Origin of the sequence: Acinetobacter sp. YH12069 (assembly GCF_013419675.1) — a bacterium.
GTDB classification, from domain to species: Bacteria; Pseudomonadota; Gammaproteobacteria; order Pseudomonadales; family Moraxellaceae; genus Acinetobacter; species Acinetobacter amyesii.
The window spans coordinates 196,200-211,849 of sequence record NZ_VOZS01000002.1; the positions used below are offsets into that span (position 1 = coordinate 196,200).

The following is a 15,650-nucleotide window of genomic DNA, read 5'->3' on the forward strand; positions in this document are numbered from 1 at the left end:
TTTATTTCCCCACGACCTGAATCACGACCAGGATCAATAGTAATGCAAACGTACCGAATGCCATACTAGATGCGTATTCACGCAATGAACCTGTTTGACGTGAACTTGTAAAGCTATTACCGCCTTTAACAAGTGCAGGCAATACAAGCCATAAGCCGTCAATTGGATCACGACCAAAGATTTTAGCCAGTAGCAAATAAGGCTTAACGAAAACAATGTTGTACAAAGCATCGAAACCAAGTGCATTACGACAGATATTTGCAAGACCCGCGCCCAGTGAAGTTTTCGCGAACGATTTCACTGCACCATAAGCAAAGGCAAATAACACCACACCCACTGCAAGACCTGCAAGTGCAATACCAACAGCTGTGTATTCAGCGCTATGCATACCATGTTCTAGCGCTTTTGGAATATTAAATGCTGGGATTTGTGCAGCATTTAAAATATTCGTTACTGGTGCTTTTAATACATAAGCTAAACCAGTTGAAAGCACTGCAAGAATCGCCAATGGACCCCAGTAAGTAACACCTTTGATTTCATGGTAAGGCGTGTTTTCTTTACCAAAGAATACAACCCAAATAAGACGGAATGTATAAATTGAAGTTAAGAACGCACCTGCTACACCAGTCCAGTACAAGCAGTCATAAACTGCAATCGCTTGACCTTTCACCCATACCGCACCAAGAATCGCATCTTTCGAGAAGAAGCCGATAGTGATGAATGGAATCGCTGCCAATGCACCGCCACCAATCGCGAAACAAGCAAACAAGAATTTGTTTTTGTGGAATAGACCACCCATCTTGAAGATGTTTTGTTCGTGATGGTAAGCCAAAATCACAGCACCAGAAGACAAGAATAATAATGCCTTGAAGAATGCGTGAGTCAGCATGTGGAATAGACCAGCTTGGTAAGCTTCAGCACCTACAGCCATAAACATATAACCCAACTGACTCATAGTTGAGTAAGCAAGAATACGTTTGATGTCTGTTTGTACCAATGCAGCAAAGCCTGCAACCAACAATGTCACTGCACCCGTGATTGAGATGAACATCATCACTTCTGGCGCTTGTTCAAATACGCTGAACATACGGCTACATAGGTAAACACCTGCTGTTACCATTGTTGCTGCGTGGATCAATGCAGATACTGGTGTAGGACCAGCCATCGCATCTGCCAACCATGTTTGTAATGGGATCTGAGCAGATTTACCTGCAGCACCCAAGAACAACATCAATGCAGTCCAAATCGTAATCGAAGAACTCTGAGCCAAAACTGTTGGCGCAGCAGCTACAACTTCTGCAATGTTTAAAGTGCCGAATTGTTGGTAGATCAAGAACAATGCGATCAGTAAGAATACGTCACCCACACGTGTCACAGTGAATGCTTTAATTGCAGCAAAACCGTTTGCAGGTGTTTGGTAGTAGTAACCAATCAATAGGTATGAACATAGACCTACACCTTCCCAACCGAGGAATAACAACGCTAAGTTGTCACCCAACACTAAAAGCAGCATGCTTGCCACGAATAGGTTGAAGTATGAGAAGAAACGTGCAAAGTCTTCTTCGCCACGCATGTACCACGTTGCAAAGATGTGAATTAAGAAACCCACACCTGTGATCATGCCCATCATCAATAATGATAAGCCATCTAAATGAAGCGTGAAGCCCGGTGCTAAGTTACCTGCACTGAACCAAGTCCAAAGATGCTGAGTTGTTGCAACTGAACCATTATTAACAAAGTCGATACCGGCAATTAATGCAAATAAAGCTGAAAGACCAACTGAACCTGCACCAATAATTGCAGCAACTGATTCAGGAAGATTTTTACGACCTGCCGCCAACAGGATAAAACCAATTAGCGGGAAAAGTACTGTTAAATATAAATAACTCATCCGCGCATCTCACTAGCAGCATCCACATCCAGATGATGGAAGCGATGATAGAACTGAAGGACGATCGCAAGACCGATACAAGCCTCTGCTGCAGCAAGCGTTAAGATCAAGATAAACATCACTTGACCATCTGGCTGTGCCCATGCGCTTCCTGCCAAAACGAACGCTAAAGCAGCAGCGTTCATCATGATTTCAAGGCTCATTAAAATAAATAGTAGGTTGCGTCGAACCATCACACCGTAAAAACCCAGTGCAAAAAGAATGGTTGCAACGATCAAACCATGTTCTAAAGGGATGTTGCCCATTATTCTTTGTCCTCTTCTGCACCTGGCTCACGTTTGCCAAGATGGAATGCAGCGACAAGTGCGCCAAGCAATAACATCGCAGCAACTTCAACCAGCAATAAGTACTGAGTAAAGAGTGAAGTACCCACTTCTTTCGGACCGACAACTTGAGCACCCATGACAGTGCCAGCAGTTGTGTAGTCTGACTTCAACATCCAAACAAGGATTAGACCCATCAGGAAGCTCATCAACGCAGGATATGCCCACGCTGAAGAAGTCAGCCATTTGCTTTCTTGTTCAACAGTATTTTGACCAAGATTCAGCATCATCACGACGAATACGAATAGCACCATGATTGCGCCAGCGTAAACGATAATTTCGAGGGCACCGGCAAACGGCGCACCCACGATCATGAAGATACCTGCAACTGCAAGTAAAGAGATAATCAAGCTTAATAAAGCGTGTACTGGGTTCGTGTTAGTTACAACACGAACGGTAGAGACGATGGCCACAAGCGCCATCAAATAAAATGGCCACATCATGGTAATAGACTCCGTACATCAACTGGTGTGCTTTCGCGTTGAGCCTGACCTTTATCTTTACCAGCAACAGCCATACCTGTTACGCGGTAGAAGTTATAGTCTGGGTATTTACCAGGACCTGAGATAAGAAGGTTTTCTTTCTCATAAACTAAGTCCTGACGAACATACTCACCTAACTCAAAGTCAGGTGTCATTTGAATCGCAGTTGTAGGACATGCTTCTTCACACATACCGCAGAAAATACAACGTGAGAAGTTGATACGGAAAAATTCCGGATACCAACGACCATCTTCTTTTTCAGCTTTTTGTAGTGAAATACAGCCGACTGGACATGCAACCGCACAAAGGTTACATGCTACACAGCGCTCTTCGCCATCAGGGTCACGCGTTAACACGATACGACCACGGAAACGTGGTGGTACGATGTCTTCCGCTTTAACCTCTGGATATAAAATGGTGTCACGTTTACGTGTCGCGTGTGAGAAAACCATCCACAACGAACGTACAATTGACCCAAATCCAGCTAGAAATTTAAACATTTTATTCTCCCTGCTGTCTTAGGCCTGATTCATCAGAATCACAGCACCAGTTACCAGAAGGTTAACCAACGCCAATGGCAAGCAAATTTTCCAACCAAAGTTCATGACTTGGTCATAACGTGGACGCATTAAAGAACCACGAGCCAAGACAAACATCATTACAAAGAATGCTGTTTTAATAATGAACCAGAACGCAGCTGGAATGAATGGAATATCTAGGTTGAAAGGCGCTAACCAACCACCGAAGAATAAAGTCACGATTAATGCAGAGATCAGTACGACGTTGACGTATTCCGCAACGAAGAACATACCCCATTTCATACCGCCGTATTCGACATGGTAACCTTCCGCCAATTCTTGTTCTGCTTCTGGTTGGTCAAATGGATGACGGTGAGTTACCGCAACACCCGCAACCACAAAGATCAAGAAACCTAAGAACTGAGGAATAACAAACCAAACATCACGTTGAGCTTCAACAATTTCACGCATGTTGAATGAGCCTGCAATCGCAACCACACCCATCAGTGAAATACCCAAGAACACTTCATAAGAAATGGTTTGAGCAGCAGAACGTAAACCACCTAGTAATGCGTATTTGTTATTTGAAGACCAACCACCGAACAATACTGCGTATACCGCAATACCAGCCATTGCCATAAAGAACAATAGACCGATGCTCATGTCTGAAACACCTAGATAAGGTGAAACAGGAATAACCATGAACGATAGCACCGCAGTTGCCATCGCAACTGCTGGAGCCATACGGAAAGTCAATTTGTCAGCAAATTTTGGTGTCCAGTCTTCTTTGAACATGATTTTCAGCATGTCGGCAACAATCTGGAACATACCGCCCGGACCTACACGGTTCGGACCGTAACGGTCTTGCCACAAGCCGAGTAAACGACGTTCAATAAAAGACATCAACGCAGCGATCAATACCACAACCAGTAAGATCACAATTGCTTGAAGAACTGAATAGGCGATTGGCCAGTTTTCAGCCCACAGCGGCGTTTGACGGATTAATTCTTGTTCCATGAATTACACTCCTACCGCGACTGAAACAGGTTCTGCAAGCGATACTGTAGGTGCTAGACCCACTGGGTAACCGATATAACCTGTAGGTAAGTATTCAATCACTTGAACTGGAAGGACGATTTCAGCATCCCCTGCTTTCACAGCGATACGTTGACCATCTTGAACATTTAAGCGTGCTGCATCTTGTTCACCCACAGCAAACATTGCTTCAGGAATACGTGATTCCATCGCAGGTGTTTTCACTGTAAATTCACCAGAAGCGAAGATGTGATGCATCGGTACAAGACGGAAGCTTTCACCATTAACCGCAACTGGTGCAGGTGCAACGAATGTACGTGCTGGACGTTTCGCTAAACGATCGAATAAACGAACGCCTGCATCGCCACCTTTTAAGTGACCACCCACGTTGTCTTGGAATTTGTTCCAAGCTTGTGGAGAGTTCCAACCTGCAGACCAAGCAAATGGTACAAGTGAAGCTGGAGTTTGGTTACCTACATAACCTTCCATAGAGAACGTCAACGCAGAGTCTTTATCGACTGGTTGTTTTGGTTCATGAATAGAAAGTGGTGCGCGCATCGCAGTACGACCTGAGTAACGACGTGGTTCACGTGCCACTTTCAGACCATGTACACGGAAGCCAGCATCTGGTGCGACATCTTGAATTGCTTCAAGTGCAGGAACGTTTTTCGCTACTGACTCGATCACATCATCAAGAACTGTCCAAGAAATCGCTTTGCCTTTCACGCCAGTTTCAATGGCATGTAACCAGCGCCAAGATTCTTTGATCGCAAGTTCTGGTTTGTAGTAGCTTGGGTCATACACTTGGTAGAAACGTTGTGCACGGCCTTCTTGAGAGACCACAGTACCATCACCTTCAGCAAATGAAGCAGCAGAAAGTACGATGTTGGCTTTTTTCACAGTTTCAGTTTCAGAATGATCAAGTACGATCACTTCTTTACCAGAAAGTGCAGCATTCACCTGCGCGGCTGGTAAGCGACGATAAAGGTCATTTTCCACCACGATCACGGTATCGTAATCTTGTGCGAATGCTTGTTCTAAGCTTTGACCACCAAAGATCGCTAAGCCCATTGAGTTCACTTCAGGAACAGTCAATGTTAAGCCCGCATTACCAAGGTTCTGTGCAACTTGTGCAGCAGCCTCCATGATTGATGCGTCTTGCAAGCTTGTACCAGAGATGATTAATGGTTTTTTCGCAGCTTTTAAAGTGTCGGCAATCGTTTGTGCAAATGCTTTTGCATCGTCATCCAAACCTAAGATCACTTCACCTTTGACAGCAGCAGCGACCGCAAAACCTAAACGTGCAATGTCGTTAGGTGATGCAACAACTTCACCGGTAGCAACATCAGCTAAACGTGTTTGAGTGGCAGCAAGGATGTAAATCGGAGATTTGGCATCTTGAGCAATACGTTGTACAGGTTCAGCCAACCACTCTTGCGTACGGCGCTCTGCAGCCATTTCTTTAGCTTTATTTTTCGCAGCTTGGCGAACGGATAGAGCCATACGTGGTGCAGTTTGAGTTAAGTCTTCACCCAAAATCAACACAGCATCGTAGCATTCGATTTCACGCATACCAGGGTTATAAACACCTTCGGTTTGCATAATAGAAGCTGCAAGTTCAACAAGTTTTTGCTCTTTTTGAGACATACCCGTTGAGAAGTTGTCTTGACCTACAAGTTCGCGAAGCGCGAAGTTTGATTCAAGTGACGCACGTGGTGAACCGATACCCAATACTTTTTTGCCTTGGATATTTTCAATTACGGTATCCAATGCTTGGTCTACAGAAACTGTAGTCACATTTGCACCAGAGCGGAATTGTGGTTGACGTGGACGATCTTCACGGTTCACATAACCTGTACCGAAACGACCTTTATCGCAAAGGAAGTATTGGTTCACGTCACCGTTAAAGCGGTTTTCTACACGACGTAGTTCGCCATAACGTTCACCCGGAGAGATGTTACAACCTGAAGAACAGCCTTGGCATACGCTTGGCGCATACTGCATGTCCCATTTACGGTTATAGCGTTCAGAGTGAGTTTTATCTGTGAATACACCTGTTGGGCACACTTCAGTCAAGTTACCAGAGAATTCAGATTCTAAAGTACCTGATTCTGGACGACCAAAGTAAACACGCGAAGCGTTTGCATACACACCAAAGTCCGTACCACCTGCATAATCTTTGTAGTAACGCACACAACGGTAGCACGCGATACAACGGTTCATTTCATGAGAAATGAAAGAGCCTAGCTCTTGGTTGTAATGCGTACGTTTTGTGAAGCGGTAACGACGACGGTCATGCTGAGTCATTACAGTCATATCTTGTAAATGACAGTGACCACCCTCTTCACAGACTGGACAGTCGTGTGGGTGGTTGGTCATCAAGAATTCAACAACAGAAGCACGGAAATTCTTTGCTTCGTTATCTTCAATCGAGATGTAGGTATTGTCAGATGCAGGCGTCATACATGACATAACTAAACGACCGCGAGTATCTTCAGGATTCGCGTATTGAGTCACAGCACATTGACGGCAAGAACCGACAGAACCTAAGGATGGATGCCAACAAAAGTATGGGATGTCGATGCCAAGGCTAAGACATGCTTGTAGCAAGTTCTCTGAGCCGTTGACTTCATACGATTTTCCATCGACATGAATTGTAGCCATAGTCGAATTCCTTAAGCTTGTTCTACGTTGCTAGTTTGAGCTGCCGCATTTACGACTTTAGCTTCAAACTCGCCACGGAAATGTTTGAGTGCGCCCATTAACGGTTCCATCGCACCTGGAGCATGCGCACAGAAAGTTTTACCAATCCAAAGCTTACGAGTAAGTTCTTGTAAGTGATCGATATCTTCTTTCTTACCTGTGCCATCTTCCAAGGCTTTAAGCGCTTTAACCGCCCAAGGTAAACCATCACGGCATGGTGTACACCAACCACATGATTCACGCGCAAAGAATTCTTCTAGGTTACGGGTTGCTGAAACCATACATTGAGTTTCATCGACCACCATGAGCAAACACGTACCTAAACGTGAACCTGCTTTCATGATGCTTTCCGCATCCATAGGAAGGTCAATATGCTCAGCTGCCAAGAAGTCAGTTGATGCACCACCTGGTAACCATGCTTTTAGCTTTAAGCCATCACGCATACCACCAGCATGGTCTTCAATAACTTCACGTGCAGTCGTACCAAATGGAAGCTCCCATAGACCTGGGAATTTCACTTTACCTGATGCACCGTAGATTTTTGTGCCTGGATCTTTCGACTTACCTTCAGATAAACCGATATACCATTCAGGGCCACGAAGCATAATTGCGGGTAAGTTGTTGTAAGTCTCTACGTTGTTAACAATCGTAGGACGACCCCAAGCACCTGCCACTTGTGGGAATGGCGGTTTAGTACGAGGGTTCGCACGGCGACCTTCAAGCGAGTTAATCAATGCAGTTTCTTCACCACAGATATAACGACCCGCACCGGTATGCACGTGTAACTCGAAGTTCCAACCTGTACCTAAGATGTTTTCACCCAAGTAACCTTTGGCACGAATTTGGTCCAATGCTTCATTTAAGTATTGAGCCGCTTCGATGTATTCACCACGGATGAAGATATAACCCTGTGTTGCTTCTAATGTATAAGCAGCAATCAACATACCTTCAATCAACTGATGAGGAAGTTTTTCCATCAACAGACGGTCTTTAAAGGTACCTGGTTCCATTTCATCGGCATTACAGATGAGGTAACGAGGACCTGAGTTATCATTTGGTGCCATAAGCGACCATTTGATCCCTGCTGGGAAGCCCGCACCACCACGACCTTTTACAGTCGCAGCTTTGATTACTTCAAGAACTTCTTTCGGTTGCATGCCAACAGCTTTCTTAAAGCCAGCATAACCTTCAAGTGCTTCGTAATCATCTGCACTGCGAACGTGTTCCTGTTTGCTCAAACGCCAAGTTAATGGGTGAGTTTCTGGGTTACCGTCGCCATAAATTGGTTTTGGTTCAGTATTCATACATACTTCTCCAATAACTGTTTAATTGAAGTCACTTCAACTAGACCGTGAGTGTCTTCGTCAATCATTAACGTCGGACCTTTGTCACAGTTACCTAGGCAGCAAATTGGCAATAAAGTAAAGCGACCATCTGCAGTCGTTTGACCAAATGAAATGCCTAATTCACGCTGGAATGCTTCAGCAAGTGTTTCCGCGCCCATCAAGAAGCAAGCAATCGAGTCACATAATAAAATTACGTGGCGACCAACTGGTTGACGGTAAATACGGTTATAGAAAGTTGCTACACCTTCTAAGTCTGCAAGGCTCATGCTAAGCAATTGAGCAATAGCATTCATCTGTGCATCATCTACCCAGCCATTACGGCGTTGTACACACTTCAGCGCATCAAGACATGCTGCGCGTGGGTACGGATAGTGACCAATGTGATGTTCGATATCGTGGATTTCTTCCGCAGTTAAAATCCCTTCAACGTTCACACGTGGTTTTTTGTCAGTCAAAATCATCATAATGCGATTACCCCTTAGCGATCCACGTCAGCCATTACGACGTCAATTGTCGCTAAATAAATGATTAAGTCAGACATTAAGCTGCCGTTAATCACAGAAGGCATTTGCTGTAAGTGCGTGAAGGTTGGTGTACGGATTCGTGTACGGTAACTCATCGTTGACTTATCTGAAGTCAAGTAGTAGTTCGACGCACCTTTTACCACTTCCGCCATTACAGAGCTTTCGCCTGCTGGCATTACAGGACCCCATGACACGCTCAAGAAGTGCGTAATCAATGTTTCGATGTCTTGTAAAGTTTTATCTTTTGGTGGTGGAACAGCCAATGGATGGTCTGCTTTGTATGCACCAGAAGGCATGTTGTCTAAACATTGTTTGATGATTTTCAGTGATTCTTCAATTTCACGGAAGTGAACAAGAACACGTGCATAAGCATCGCCTTCGTACTCTAAAGGCACATCGAAGTCGTAGTTTTCGTAGCCGCTATAAGGACGGTATTTACGAACATCGAAATCAATACCTGTAGCACGTAGACCAGTACCCGTTACACCCCAAGCCAATGCTGATTTTGCATCATACTGAGCAACATTACGGGTACGACCGATAAACACTGAGTTTTTCAGTGCCGCAGTGTAGTACTCGTTCATACGCTTCGGCATCCAATCTAGGATTTCGCGAATGAGGTGCTGCCAGTTGTTTGGCAAGTCGTGCGCTGTACCACCGATACGGAACCATGCTGGGTGCATACGGTAACCCGTGATCGCTTCGATCGCGTCATAGATTTTTTGACGGTCAGCGAACATATAGAATACAGGGGTCATACCGCCGGCATCCTGAATCGCAGTACCAATGAACAATAAGTGGTTATTGATACGGAACAATTCAGACATCATGACACGGATACATTGTGCACGGTCAGGAACGGTAATCCCTGCCATTTGCTCTACGCCAAGAACGTAAGGCATGTTTTGCGCACAACCACCTAAGTAGTCAACACGGTCTGTATACGGAATGAATGAGTGCCATGTTTGACGCTCAGCCATTTTTTCCACACCACGGTGGTGATAGCCGATGTCAGGTACACAGTCTTTCACTTCTTCACCGTCCAACTGCAAGATCACACGGAAGGCACCGTGCGCAGATGGATGGTTAGGACCCAAGTTTAGGAACATGAAGTCTTCATCATCGTTCCCACGCTTCATACCCCAATCTTCAGGTACGAAACGAAGATGTTCTTGTTCGTAATCCTGTTTCGCTTGGTTTTGGCGATAAGGCGTGTATTCGGTCGCACGTGCAGAATATTCTTTACGTAACGGGTGACCTTCCCAATAGGTTGGCAACAAAATACGACGGAGCATTGGATGCCCTTCGAAGTTGATACCAAACATGTCGTAAGCTTCACGTTCGTACCAGTTGGCATTCGGCCAAATGTTGGTTGCCGTTGGAATGTTTACATCATTCTCAGCTAATGCAACTTTGATACGAATATCACTGTTACGCTCTAACGATAACAAGTGATAGAACACAGTGAAGTCAGATGCAGGCAGACCATCGCGGTGTGTACGTAAACGCTCATCAACCGCAGACAAGTCAAACAGCATCACGTATGGACGTGACACCGTACGCAAGAACATTAAAACTTCTTGTACACGTGCGCGCTCAACCCAGACTGTTGGAAAGTCTTCAAAAGTCGTTTGCACGTAGAAGTTCTCACCAAATTTGGTTTTGAGCTCTTCTACAATTGCAAATGCAGGGCGGGAATCAACTGGAGTTGATTCTGGCATAGCAATGTCAGTTTCAGCCATTGGCTTGGCTTCCTATTTAATACAAATTCAGTCAATCAAAACGACAATTACACCCAGTCCGGGTGTATCAATATTTCGTCGCAGTGATTATTTAATTTCATCCATTGAGCGTAAGTTTTTCACTGCAATACGCTGTGCGTTCTTACGGTCACGTTCTGGCATCATCTTTGGCTTATACACTGGCTTAAGATCATCACCAATCACGGCCGATAAAGGACGGCGCTCAAGTTGAATCTGGTCTTGCAATAACATCAATGCCTGAATTAAAGCTTCAGGACGTGGTGGGCAACCCGGGATATACACATCGACAGGGATGATTTTATCCACACCTTGTACAACTGAATAAATGTCGTACATACCACCAGAGTTTGCACATGCGCCCATTGAGATTACCCATTTAGGCTCAAGCATTTGCTCGTACAAACGTTGAATTACAGGCGCCATTTTCATGAAGCATGTACCTGCAACAATCATCAAGTCAGCCTGACGTGGTGAAGCACGAATAACCTCGGCACCGAAACGTGACAAGTCATGCACGCCTGTTAAAGTCGTTGCATACTCTACGTAGCAGCAAGATGTACCAAAGTTAAACGGCCAAACTGAGTTTTTACGACCCCAGTTTACTGCTGTATGTGCAACATCCTCTAAACGAGTCATGAACACATTTTTATTCACTTCTTCTTCAAGCGGATCGGTAACGATTTGACGCTCTTGAAGTGGATATTGATCAGCATCCGGATTCGCACGGGTTAATGTATATTTCATCCCGTCTTACTCCTTGTCAGATGATGCAGTCGGTGACTTAGATTTCACACGACCAGATGATTGCGCTGGAATTTGACCTGTAGGGTCCATAACCAACTCTTCAATAGAGTTAAAGCGTGTGATTTCTGCGATGTCCATATTTGGTGAACCAATTTTCAACGCTTTACCTGCAGCTTTACGCTTATCAGAAGGCGCCCAATCTAATGCACCTACTTTTACCGCGTAAATTAAAGCAATCAATAAATCGACCACAAAAATAACCACGGTAGTAAAACCAAACCAGCCTGCTTCACGAACAGAAGTAGACCATGCATATAGATAAAGTGCTTCGATATCAAACACGACGAAGAAAATTGCAACTAAATAGAATTTCGCAGACAAGCGAATACGTGCACCACCAGCACCTACTACACCTGACTCAAACTGCTCTTGCTTAGCACGACCCCATGATTTACCCCCAAGGAGTAAAGGGACGGTCAGCATAAAGACGCAAAGGAATGTAACGCCGATCACGAAGGCAATAATTGCCCAATCGTATGGAGTAATGGCACTCATGCGGGGATAACTCCTGGCAGGCCTATTTATTAACAAAGAATGTATGTATTGGCCTTCAAATACACCAAACACAAAATTAATCCCGCCAATTGTACCTGATTGAGGAGGCTTCTTGCTAGCTTATCGGTATTCGTCTTTAGGATGATTTTTTAATCATTTCAGCATTTAAATTGGGTTTACTCCCTTAAAATTAGGATTAATCGCTTAATTAGATTAGATTGCATTTTTTTATTAATTATTACATTTATGTGATTTTATCAGAAAATTATGACTGTTCAGTTTCATCAACAAACCCTTCATTTCTCAGCATACACGTTCAAATTGGCGTATTTTTATCAACTGTGTCATTTATTAAATAAATACTCCCCCACCTCAACTTTGTTGTTTCTTTATTCACTTCTTTTGCTTTTGATCTTTTCTTCAAATGAAAAGCCAGCTGTATTGGTTCTATGTAAAAAGACATTTTTTTAGCTTCTTGTGGCTTTTTTGCAATTCTTTGACACGACCTATAAAGAGTGTGATATTTGTAGTTAAAACACAAAAAGCAATCACAACGGAGAGACAATAATGACTTTAGAATTTACGCATAAACCTGATTATTTTCTATCTGCGCAATTGGTGATTCACCATATTAAAAACTACTTAGATAAGCACCCTGATGCTCAAAATGCCATTTTTGATTTACGTGATATCTATGAGTTATTACGTCAAGATTTAGCTTCTGCAACCACCAACCTTAACGGGATTATGAATATTGCAGATGAATATAAACTTGAAACCCTAAACGGCGACCAAAAACTCATTAGCAATTATTCTATCGATGCAAAAAACAACTCTTTACTCATCGATTTCAATACAGATGCCCTTTCTGCTCTGAAAAATGGCAAACCCATTATTGAACCTGATGCAACGATTACCGAATAAGTAAAAACCTGATATAAAAAAGCCATTCATATTGAATGGCTTTTTTATATGTATCATTCGCTAAATGCAGCTGAGCTAGATTTCTTAGCTCGCTTAGCTGTCATTGGCACTAAGCTCTTTACCATCTAGCTTCGGTTTATTTTTCTTAAAACGTGTCGCAGGCCATGTCATGGTAAAACGCGCCCCACCTAAAGTTGGACTTTCATCAATACCAACTGTTCCACCAAACCAGTAAGCAATACGGCTGACAATCGATAAACCTAAACCATAGCCCCCTGAAACACGGGTACGACTATCATCTAAGCGTGCAAAGGCATCAAAAATACGCTTACGATCTTCTTCTGGAATGCCGGGGCCATCATCTTCAACACAGATATAGGCCATGCCTTCATCATTCACACCACCACTGATCAGCACTTTATCATCACAATAACGCACTGCATTGCCCACTAAGTTTTGTACAACGCGATGCAAGTAACGACGCTCAGTTTCCACAATCACCCCAATTGGTGGTGCTTGCAATTCCAAGGTTTTCCCAGTCTTTAAGGCTTCGGTTTCAATCAAGACCTGATCTAAAACTTCAAACAAGCTGACATCTTCAAACTCTAAAGATGGCATGCCCTGTTCGAGCTTGGCATAAGTCATGATCTCATCAATCAAGGTATTAAGCGCTTCGATATCTTTGTCGATTTGTTCAACTTGCTGCTGACGGTAGTCGTAGTCGTCTTCATCCGCCATCATTTCTACACCAAAGCGAATCCGCGCCACAGGTGTTCGCAGTTCATGCGATACCGCGCGCATCAACTCACGCTGTGCTTCAATTAAACGTTCAATATGATCTGACATTGAGTTATAGCTCGATGCCAAGGTACCAAATTCATCGGTACTTTCGACAGGCAGACGTACAGATAAGTCCCCGCCCTTCATTTTATTTAACGCATAATTTACAGCACGCAGCTTACGTTGCATCGGCACCAATAGACCATAAACACCCAAGCTCAAGACAAACAAGCTCAGTAGCGTAATACCGGCTGCCAACTGAAAAGGCATCCAATTGAATAGCGGTACCGGCCCCATAACCAAGACTTCTGAAGTTGAGCTTGGAATTGGCGATACGATCGAAATGGTCGTGCCGCGTTCCGTCGCACTGTCACGATACAAAATAATACTGTGATCTAAACGTAGCCGGCCGATTTGCTCAGAATCTAAAGGCAAACTCTGAACATTTTGAATTGAAATTGGATATGAAAAATGATGCTGAATTTTTTCAAGATATTGTTTTTCTTGACCTGGGTAATAAACCAAATAATCCAGTATAAAGACAGGCAACGCCTTCATTTGGCGTTCTGAAATATTATCAGCTTTTATATACAGTAGATGTGCAGGATCATCTTTTAAACCAATAATAATATAAGCTGCTGTGGTTTGTGCGTCCCAACGCACTACAGCTTTACGCTCTTCTATACGTTTTGTTTCCGCTCGGGTTAAATCAACCTGATTAGCTTTTACATAATAAATAGGCAACTCAAGTAGATCAGATGCATCTGACACCCAATCTGACTTTTGTTGTTCATTTGGCTGACGTGCAATACCTTCACTTATAATGAAAGCCAAACCGTCAGTAAGCGATTCACGATATTCTTGCGCGCGCTGGTAGTTTATGATTTGCACCAGCAAATAGCCAAATGTAGCGACTAAAAAGACTAAAATCAGTAGCCCCGCATAAACGCGCAAAAATATACTGTGTTTAAACACGTAAAAGTGTCCTACTTTGCCAAACTAAGGGACGGTATTTTACATTAAATGCCGTTGGTTTCTTTTACGAATAAATAACCTTTACTACGTACGGTCTTAATGCGTTTCGGGTTTTCTGGATCATCACCAATTTTTGGACGAATTCGCGAGATACGCACGTCAATTGAACGGTCTTGACCATCGTATTCAATACCACGCAGACGCTCAAAAATATCTTCACGAGAAAGAATGCGACCCGCATTAGATGCCAACAACCATAAAAGGTCATATTCTGCACTGGTAAAGTCAACCAACTCATTATTGAGTGTGACAGAACGACCACCATTATCAATTACAAGATCATCAAATTCGATGCGCTGTGCAACTTCATCTTCTGGTGCTTTGTCTGTACGACGTAATAATGCACGAATACGCGCAAGTAAAACGCGAGGTTGAACAGGTTTTGCAACATAATCATCTGCACCCATTTCTAGACCCAACACTTGGTCCATGTCTTCGGTACGTGCAGTCAACATTAAAATTGGTTGATGGTAGTGTGGACGAACTTCACGACAAATGGTTAAACCATCGGCACCCGGAAGCATCACGTCGAGTAATACCATATCTGGTTGTTCAGCGATAATACGGCGAATCGCACGATTACCGTCTGGTTCTACCCCAACTTCAAGTCCGTTACGGATTAAGTATTCTTGAGTTAAACGAGCAAGACGCTCATCGTCTTCAACAATTAAAATTTTAGGTAACTTTTCTTCTTGGCTCATTGATTGCCCCTTATTTGATTGGGCGTATCCTATTTGAAATCCGATAGATACGCTTAAACATAGTTTGCAATATACACACGTTTACATTGTAAACAAGATGGCATTCACCAAACTGATACATCAATATCGTATTTTGTAATAAATTTTAACCTGCTACATTTTTGCAGCCGTATTTACCAATCATTTCCATGCCCTATTGCTCACAATACCAACAATTATAAATTTGGATACATTTTCATCGAATAAAAACTGACTGATTAATTCAC

14 protein-coding genes are annotated in these 15,650 nt (G+C 43.4%); 1 reads left to right on the forward strand and 13 read right to left on the reverse strand.

All coding sequences use genetic code 11. The features are described 5' to 3' along the window. Position 1: 1 nt before the first annotated feature. The 11 genes from nuoL to ndhC form a co-directional block, all read right to left on the reverse strand. Complete coding sequence (gene nuoL / locus FTU16_RS01105) at positions 2–1,891, reverse strand: NADH-quinone oxidoreductase subunit L (protein WP_180162512.1); 1,890 nt, start codon at positions 1,889–1,891, stop codon at positions 2–4. Then, a complete protein-coding gene (gene nuoK / locus FTU16_RS01110) occupies positions 1,888–2,196 on the reverse strand; it encodes an NADH-quinone oxidoreductase subunit NuoK (protein WP_067665227.1) in 309 nt (102 codons plus the stop codon). The genes nuoL and nuoK overlap by 4 nt, the downstream gene beginning before the upstream one ends. Beyond that, entirely contained in the window at positions 2,196–2,714 is a 519-nt protein-coding gene (nuoJ, locus tag FTU16_RS01115) for an NADH-quinone oxidoreductase subunit J (protein WP_171262661.1), read from the reverse strand. The genes nuoK and nuoJ overlap by 1 nt, the downstream gene beginning before the upstream one ends. Further along, on the reverse strand, positions 2,714–3,256 hold the full coding sequence (nuoI, locus tag FTU16_RS01120) for an NADH-quinone oxidoreductase subunit NuoI (RefSeq protein WP_078191099.1): 543 nt from the start codon (positions 3,254–3,256) through the stop codon (positions 2,714–2,716). The genes nuoJ and nuoI overlap by 1 nt, the downstream gene beginning before the upstream one ends. An 18-nt stretch (positions 3,257–3,274) precedes the next feature. Then, positions 3,275–4,291 carry an NADH-quinone oxidoreductase subunit NuoH gene (nuoH, locus tag FTU16_RS01125; RefSeq protein WP_078191100.1) on the reverse strand — a complete coding sequence of 339 codons (1,017 nt, stop codon included), beginning with the start codon at positions 4,289–4,291 and terminating at the stop codon, positions 3,275–3,277. Between the two features lie 3 nt (positions 4,292–4,294). Further along, positions 4,295–6,973, reverse strand: a complete 2,679-nt coding sequence (gene nuoG, locus FTU16_RS01130; protein WP_180162513.1) for an NADH-quinone oxidoreductase subunit NuoG — start codon at positions 6,971–6,973, stop codon at positions 4,295–4,297. Positions 6,974–6,984: 11 nt separating this feature from the next. After that, positions 6,985–8,316 (reverse strand): NADH-quinone oxidoreductase subunit NuoF, encoded by a 1,332-nt coding sequence (gene nuoF / locus FTU16_RS01135; RefSeq protein ID WP_111884890.1) that lies wholly within the window; start codon positions 8,314–8,316, stop codon positions 6,985–6,987. Further along, positions 8,313–8,822 (reverse strand): NADH-quinone oxidoreductase subunit NuoE, encoded by a 510-nt coding sequence (gene nuoE / locus FTU16_RS01140; RefSeq protein ID WP_078191103.1) that lies wholly within the window; start codon positions 8,820–8,822, stop codon positions 8,313–8,315. The genes nuoF and nuoE overlap by 4 nt, the downstream gene beginning before the upstream one ends. A gap of 14 nt (positions 8,823–8,836) precedes the next feature. Then, entirely contained in the window at positions 8,837–10,624 is a 1,788-nt protein-coding gene (gene nuoC / locus FTU16_RS01145; RefSeq protein WP_078191104.1) for an NADH-quinone oxidoreductase subunit C/D, read from the reverse strand. 87 nt (positions 10,625–10,711) lie between these two features. Then, positions 10,712–11,389 (reverse strand): NADH-quinone oxidoreductase subunit B family protein, encoded by a 678-nt coding sequence (locus FTU16_RS01150; protein WP_078191105.1) that lies wholly within the window; start codon positions 11,387–11,389, stop codon positions 10,712–10,714. A gap of 6 nt (positions 11,390–11,395) precedes the next feature. Further along, positions 11,396–11,944 carry an NADH-quinone oxidoreductase subunit A gene (ndhC, locus tag FTU16_RS01155; RefSeq protein WP_078191106.1) on the reverse strand — a complete coding sequence of 183 codons (549 nt, stop codon included), beginning with the start codon at positions 11,942–11,944 and terminating at the stop codon, positions 11,396–11,398. Positions 11,945–12,511: 567 nt separating this feature from the next. Here ndhC and FTU16_RS01160 point away from each other — a divergent pair. Then, the gene (locus FTU16_RS01160; protein WP_078191107.1) at positions 12,512–12,868 is read left to right on the forward strand and encodes a hypothetical protein; all 357 of its coding nucleotides are present in this window, start codon (positions 12,512–12,514) and stop codon (positions 12,866–12,868) included. 93 nt (positions 12,869–12,961) lie between these two features. Here FTU16_RS01160 and bfmS read toward each other — a convergent pair whose 3' ends face one another. Continuing rightward, the gene (bfmS, locus tag FTU16_RS01165) at positions 12,962–14,623 is read right to left on the reverse strand and encodes a sensor histidine kinase BfmS (RefSeq protein ID WP_180162514.1); all 1,662 of its coding nucleotides are present in this window, start codon (positions 14,621–14,623) and stop codon (positions 12,962–12,964) included. A 44-nt stretch (positions 14,624–14,667) separates the two neighbouring features. After that, positions 14,668–15,384, reverse strand: a complete 717-nt coding sequence (gene bfmR / locus FTU16_RS01170) for a response regulator transcription factor BfmR (RefSeq protein ID WP_067764711.1) — start codon at positions 15,382–15,384, stop codon at positions 14,668–14,670. Positions 15,385–15,650 lie beyond the last annotated feature (266 nt).

What these genes read in the sequence shown, in the direction of transcription:
- nuoL (WP_180162512.1), bottom strand. Translation starts at nt 1,891, where the DNA reads ATGAGTTATTTATATTTAACAGTACTTTTCCCGCTAATTGGTTTTATC.
- nuoK (WP_067665227.1), bottom strand. Translation starts at nt 2,196, where the DNA reads ATGGGCAACATCCCTTTAGAACATGGTTTGATCGTTGCAACCATTCTT.
- nuoJ (WP_171262661.1), bottom strand. Translation starts at nt 2,714, where the DNA reads ATGTGGCCATTTTATTTGATGGCGCTTGTGGCCATCGTCTCTACCGTT.
- nuoI (WP_078191099.1), bottom strand. Translation starts at nt 3,256, where the DNA reads ATGTTTAAATTTCTAGCTGGATTTGGGTCAATTGTACGTTCGTTGTGG.
- nuoH (WP_078191100.1), bottom strand. Translation starts at nt 4,291, where the DNA reads ATGGAACAAGAATTAATCCGTCAAACGCCGCTGTGGGCTGAAAACTGG.
- nuoG (WP_180162513.1), bottom strand. Translation starts at nt 6,973, where the DNA reads ATGGCTACAATTCATGTCGATGGAAAATCGTATGAAGTCAACGGCTCA.
- nuoF (WP_111884890.1), bottom strand. Translation starts at nt 8,316, where the DNA reads ATGAATACTGAACCAAAACCAATTTATGGCGACGGTAACCCAGAAACT.
- nuoE (WP_078191103.1), bottom strand. Translation starts at nt 8,822, where the DNA reads ATGATGATTTTGACTGACAAAAAACCACGTGTGAACGTTGAAGGGATT.
- nuoC (WP_078191104.1), bottom strand. Translation starts at nt 10,624, where the DNA reads ATGGCTGAAACTGACATTGCTATGCCAGAATCAACTCCAGTTGATTCC.
- FTU16_RS01150 (WP_078191105.1), bottom strand. Translation starts at nt 11,389, where the DNA reads ATGAAATATACATTAACCCGTGCGAATCCGGATGCTGATCAATATCCA.
- ndhC (WP_078191106.1), bottom strand. Translation starts at nt 11,944, where the DNA reads ATGAGTGCCATTACTCCATACGATTGGGCAATTATTGCCTTCGTGATC.
- FTU16_RS01160 (WP_078191107.1), top strand. Translation starts at nt 12,512, where the DNA reads ATGACTTTAGAATTTACGCATAAACCTGATTATTTTCTATCTGCGCAA.
- bfmR (WP_067764711.1), bottom strand. Translation starts at nt 15,384, where the DNA reads ATGAGCCAAGAAGAAAAGTTACCTAAAATTTTAATTGTTGAAGACGAT.